General features: G+C 70.2%; 4 protein-coding genes and 1 pseudogene. 4 read left to right on the top strand and 1 reads right to left on the bottom strand.

The window, feature by feature from the left end:
- Window positions 1-625, bottom strand: a 625-nt coding sequence (locus tag AC2W7G_RS09785) for a LacI family DNA-binding transcriptional regulator (RefSeq protein ID WP_485868259.1), incomplete at its 3' end; no start/stop codon positions are given.
- A gap of 187 nt (window positions 626-812) precedes the next feature.
- Here AC2W7G_RS09785 and AC2W7G_RS09780 point away from each other — a divergent pair.
- The 4 genes and pseudogenes from AC2W7G_RS09780 (at window position 813) to AC2W7G_RS09765 (ending at window position 4,374) form a co-directional block, all read left to right on the top strand.
- Complete coding sequence (locus AC2W7G_RS09780) at window positions 813-1,859, top strand: sugar ABC transporter substrate-binding protein (RefSeq protein WP_485868258.1); 1,047 nt, start codon at window positions 813-815, stop codon at window positions 1,857-1,859.
- Window positions 1,860-1,967: 108 nt separating this feature from the next.
- Window positions 1,968-2,873: pseudogene (locus AC2W7G_RS09775) on the top strand (ATP-binding cassette domain-containing protein); the annotation flags it as partial.
- A gap of 233 nt (window positions 2,874-3,106) precedes the next feature.
- Window positions 3,107-3,382 carry a hypothetical protein gene (locus tag AC2W7G_RS09770; RefSeq protein ID WP_485868257.1) on the top strand — a complete coding sequence of 92 codons (276 nt, stop codon included), beginning with the start codon at window positions 3,107-3,109 and terminating at the stop codon, window positions 3,380-3,382.
- A complete protein-coding gene (locus tag AC2W7G_RS09765; RefSeq protein ID WP_485868256.1) occupies window positions 3,379-4,374 on the top strand; it encodes an ABC transporter permease in 996 nt (331 codons plus the stop codon). The genes AC2W7G_RS09770 and AC2W7G_RS09765 overlap by 4 nt, the downstream gene beginning before the upstream one ends.
- The last annotated feature ends 165 nt before the right edge of the window (window positions 4,375-4,539 follow it).

Genomic DNA, 4,539 nt, shown 5'->3' with positions numbered 1-4,539 from the left:
CCGGGCGCGCAAGCCCGTGCTCCTCGGCGCCGGTGCGCAGGGCGGCCCAGCGCGCCGCGCCCATCCACGATCCCGGGGGACCGGCGCAGTAGGTGAAGTCGCGGTGCCCCAGCGAGGCCAGGTGCTCCAGGATCTGCCGGCAGCCGGCGGCGGTGTCCATGACGACGCTCGGGATGGTCCCCAGCTCGCGGTCGACGAGCACGACGTGCTGCTGGGCGGCCAGGTCGCGCAGCTCCTGGTCGGGCAGGCGGCTCGCGGCCAGGATGAACCCGTCGACCGACCGGCTCAGCCCACGCACCTGGTCGCGCTCGATGGTCGGCGACTCCTCGGCGTTGACGATGACGAGCGTGTTCTCGGCCGCCTTCGCCCGCTGCTCGGCGCCACGGATGAGCTCGAAGAAGTGCGGGTTGGCGATGTCGGAGATGACCATCGCGATGGTCTTGTGGCGTCCGGTCTGCAGGGCGCGCGCGTGCGGGTTCGGCACGTACCCCAGCTCCTCGGCGGCCGCCTCGACGCGCTCGCGGGTGGCCGCGCCGACCCGCTCGGGACGCCCGAACGTGCGCGACACGGTGGAGGGGGCGACGCCGGCCACGCGGGCCACGTCGTAGATCGTCGGCTGCTGCACGCGCTCATCAAGCCACAGGGATGGCAACTTTGGCAACCGATTGCGCAAGTTTTAGAACGTTCCTTAGAGTCCGTGTCGGCCAACGTGATCGCGACCACACTCCGTGATCCAGGGCACGAAGGTTGTCCCCCGCAGCCCGGACCCCGAGCACACCTCGGTGCTCACCGCTTGAGGAAGAAGGAAACCCATGGACTGGTCCCTGACCACGCGTCGCTCCCGTCCGTCGCGCACGCGCCGAGTCGCCGCTGTCGCGGCCCTCGGCCTGATGGCCTCCGCCCTGGTGGCCTGTGCCTCCGCGGAGAAGGGTGACGCGTCCGGTGACGGCGAGGTCGTCGTCGGCTACTCCGGTTACACGCTGTCCAACCCTTACTTCGCCGGTCTCATCAAGGGACTGGAGGACGGCGCCGACAAGCACGGCTTCAAGTTGCTGCAGACCAACTCCAACGGTGACAACAACACGCAGGTGAACGACATCCAGAACCTCGTCACCAAGGGTGCGAAGTACGTCGTCATCAGCCCGGCCGACGCGTCCGCCATCGTCCCGGCCGTCAAGGCGGCGCGCGCCAACGGCGCCATCCCGATCGCGATCTCGGACACCATCGACTCCGACGACGTTCAGTTCACTGTCGCGATGAACCACGTCACCATCGGTGAGCAGAGCGCTCAGGGAATCGTCGACTTCCTCACCGAGAAGTACGGCAAGCCGCAGGGCAAGGTCATCGACATCCAAGGCATCGCCGGGTCGTCGGCCGCCACGGACCGTGAGAAGGGCTTCAACAACGTCATCAGCAACTACCCGGACATCGAGGTCGTGGCCCGTCAGGACGGCGGGTTCGACACCGACAAGACGTACTCGGTGATGAGCAACATCCTGCAGGCGCAGAAGGACGTCGACGCGGTCTTCACCTCCAACGACAGCGAGGCGCAGGGCGCGACCAAGGCCATCGAGGCGGCCGGGCTGTTCAAGCCGGTGGGCGACCCCGACCACATCTTCGTCACCGGCAATGACGCCCCGGCTCCCGCGATCAAGGACATCCGGGCCAAGCGCCAGGACATGACGGTCAGCTCGAACCCGATCAAGCTGTCCGAGCTGGTCATGGACAAGATCGCCGAGATCGAGGACGGCAAGGACGTCAGCGGCTTCATCGAGTGGCCCGGCATGGTCATCACGCCGGCCAACATCGACTCGCCCGAGGTCGCGGAGTACGGGATCTGGGCTGATCAGGTTGGCTGAGCACGTCACCACCCCCTCGACCGAGACGGTTGCCGTCTCGGTCGAGGGGGTCACCAAGCGTTTCGGCGCGGTCCAGGTGCTCGAGGGCGTCGACGTCACCTTCCGCGCGGCGAGGTCACCGGGCTCGTCGGCGAGAACGGTGCCGGCAAGTCCACGCTCATCAAGATCCTGGCCGGCGCCGAGGCGGCGACGAGCGGTCGCGTGCTGCTGGACGGCGCCGAGCTGCCCTCCAGTCCGCGCGGCGTCATCGAGGCCGGGTTGAGCGTCATCTACCAGGAGCTCACCGACGTCCTGGACATGTCGCTGCTCGAGAACGTCCTCCTGGGCAACCTCGGTGCGACCGGCGGCTTCAAGCGGGCGGCTGAGAACCACCGGCGCGCGGCCGACGGTCTGCGCCGCGTCGGGCTCGGCCACCTGGACCTGCGCACCCCGGTGCGGCAGCTCACCATGGCGCAGCGCCAGCTCGCCGAGATCGCCCGCTGCCTGGTGCGCGACGCGCGCGTGCTTGTCCTCGACGAGCCGACGTCCGCGCTGCCCGAGCGCGACGTCGAGACGTTGCTGGACGTCGTCCGCACCCTGCGGGACGAGGGCCTGGCGATCGTCTACGTGACCCACCACCTCGACGAGCTGTTCGAGGTGGCCGACAGGATCGTCGTCCTGCGCGACGGGCACCTGGTCGGCGACGCCCCCACCGTGGAGTGGGACGAGGCCGGGCTCGTGCGGGCGATGCTCGCCAAGGAGCTCGAGCGGGCCTATCCCTGGCGGGCCCGCGAGATCGGTGACGAGGTGCTTGTGGTCGACGCCCTGCAGGCCCCGAACGTCGCTGGCTCGTCCCTGCGCGCCCACGCCGGCGAGGTCGTCGGCCTGGTCGGCCTGGCCGGGTCGGGCCGGACCGAGCTGATGAAGGCGGTCGCCGGGGTCACCCGTCCGACCGCGGGCCGCGTCACCGTGGACGGCCGCCCGGTCCGTCCGGGCAGCATCGAGGCCGCGCGCCGCGCCCGCGTGCTCTACGCGCCCGAGGACCGCAAGCAGGAGGGCCTCGTACTGTCGGCCTCCATCGAGTCCAACATCGCGATGGGGGACTACGCGCCCGTCCGCCGCCTCGGCTTCCTCCGGGGCCGCGAGATCACGCGCCGAGCCGGGCGATCACCGCCAAGTACGACGTCAAGGCGGCCGGCCCGTCCCAGGCCGATCGGGCAGCTGTCGGCGGCAACCAGCAGAAAGTCATCGTCGGGCGGGTCAGCGAGATGTCGCCCCGCGTCGTCCTGTTCGACGACCCCACCCGCGGCGTCGACGTCGGAGCCAAGTCGGGCATCTGGGACCACATCTTCGGACTCGCCGGGGCGGGCTCGTCGGTGCTGGTGTCCAGCTCCGACACCGACGAGGTGCTCGCCGTGGCCGACCGCGTCTACGTCCTCGCCGCCGGCCGGATCGTCGGCGAGCTCACGCGCTCCGACTTCGACCGTGAGCGCATCCTCCACCTCGCAGCAGGTGGTTCCTCGAACGATGGAGTCCCCGCATGACCAGCCCCACTGTCCCCTCGCCGTCGGTGCGACGCAGCAGCGTCTCCCGCGCCCTCAGCAGCGACCTCGCGCCCATCGTCGGCGCCCTGATCGTCGTGTCCGTGGTGCTCTCGGTGATGTCGGACGTCTTTCTCACCAGCAGCAACCTGACGAACATCGTCACCCAGAGCGCCGTCGTCGGCATCGCCGCCGTCGGGGCCACGTTCGTGATCATCACGAGCGGCATCGACCTCTCCGTCGGCTCGAACATGGCGCTCGCCGGGTTCGTCGGCGCGCAGTGGGCGCACTCCACCGGGAACGGCTGGCTCGGCCTGCTCGCGGTGCTCGCCATCTCGCTCGCCGTCGGCGCGTTCAACGGCCTGTCGGTGGCGTGGCTCGGCCTGGCGCCGTTCATCGTGACGCTGGCCGTCATGGGCATGGCCCGGGGCCTCACGCTGCAGCTCAGCCAGGGTCAGTCGGTGTACGACCTGCCGGCCGCGCTCAACTGGCTCGGCAGCGGGGACATCGCCGGCATCAAGGTGTCGGCCATCGCCACCCTGCTCGCGTTCGCGATAGGCCACGTCGTGCTCTCGCGCACCACCTTCGGCCACCGCGTCTACGCCGTCGGCGGCAACGCCGACGCCGCCCGGCTCGCGGGCATCTCGGTCAAGCGCGTCGTGTTCGCCACGTACGTCATCGCCGGCCTGTGCGCCGCCGTCGCGGCGATCATCCTCGTCGGCCGGCTGGACTCCGCCACGCCCAACGCGGCGACCGGCATCGAGCTGCAGGTCATCGCCGCCGTCGTCATCGGCGGCACCAGCCTGTTCGGCGGCAAGGGCAGCATGATCGGCACGCTGGTCGGCGTCCTGCTCATCGGTGTCATCAATAACGGGCTCACCCTGCTCAACGTGTCGTCGTTCTGGGTGCAGTTCGTGCAGGGCGTCCTGATCTTCCTCGCCGTCCTGCTCGACTCGTTCAACACCGGTCGGCTCAAGCGGGCCGCGACCTCGTGACCGACGGGTTCCGCGACTGGGGGCGTCGGCTCTCCAACTGGGGACGCTGGGGCGCCGACGCCGCTCGCGGGACGCTGAGCTGGACCACCGCGGAGGACGTGCGCGCGGCCGCGGCCCTGGTGCGGACCGGCGAGGTGCTCTCGCTCGGGCTGCCGCTGGTCGCCG

Source organism: Aeromicrobium sp. PFPM2_SD2 (genome assembly GCF_057364525.1).
Note: the sequence above shows the minus strand (reverse complement) of the source record. Positions and strands in the feature narration are given on the sequence as shown.

What these genes read in the sequence shown, in the direction of transcription:
- AC2W7G_RS09765 (WP_485868256.1), top strand. Translation starts at nt 3,379, where the DNA reads ATGACCAGCCCCACTGTCCCCTCGCCGTCGGTGCGACGCAGCAGCGTC.
- AC2W7G_RS09780 (WP_485868258.1), top strand. Translation starts at nt 813, where the DNA reads ATGGACTGGTCCCTGACCACGCGTCGCTCCCGTCCGTCGCGCACGCGC.
- AC2W7G_RS09770 (WP_485868257.1), top strand. Translation starts at nt 3,107, where the DNA reads ATGTCGCCCCGCGTCGTCCTGTTCGACGACCCCACCCGCGGCGTCGAC.